At 52.1% G+C, this 541-nt stretch carries 2 rRNA genes; both read left to right on the plus strand.

The features are described from left to right. Positions 1 to 128: ribosomal RNA gene (locus EKC99_RS15395) — 23S ribosomal RNA — on the plus strand; the annotation flags it as partial. A 325-nt stretch (positions 129 to 453) separates the two neighbouring features. Continuing rightward, positions 454 to 541 (plus strand): 5S ribosomal RNA (gene rrf / locus EKC99_RS15400); the annotation flags it as partial.

The following is a 541-nucleotide window of genomic DNA, read 5'->3' on the forward strand; positions in this document are numbered from 1 at the left end:
TCAAGATGAGATTTCCCATCGCGTCAAGCGAGTAAGATCCCTTGAAGATGACAAGGTAGATAGGTCCGAGGTGGAAGCGTGGCGACACGTGCAGCTGACGGATACTAATCGATCGAGGACTTAACTAAACACATAAGAAAAGCGTAGGCGACTGTTCAGCCACGAAGAAGGCGAAAGGCCTGCGAGGAGGCTGTTGCCGCCACAGCAGGACTGAAGCCATTCGAGGGGCTAGGAGCCGAAGCTAGACATTACGAAAAGCGAAGAACGGTCCTTGGCGAAGCCCAAGGAAACGTCCGACGGAGTCGAGAGCTTTTGACGAAGACGTGCGTGCACGTCGAACGGAAAAAGCAAAAGGCGTAGGAGGATGTTAGTTCGAAGCTAGACATTACGAAAAGCGTAGGCGACTGCTTAACCTGTTATCTAGTTTTGAAGGAATCATCCTTCAATATATTGCTCGGTGACGATGGCGGAGAGGTCACACCCGTTCCCATCCCGAACACGGAAGTTAAGCTCTCCAGCGCCGATGGTAGTTGGCGGGACA

Source organism: Anoxybacillus sp. MB8, from assembly GCF_011006755.1.
GTDB lineage: Bacteria > Bacillota > Bacilli > Bacillales > Anoxybacillaceae > Anoxybacillus > Anoxybacillus gonensis.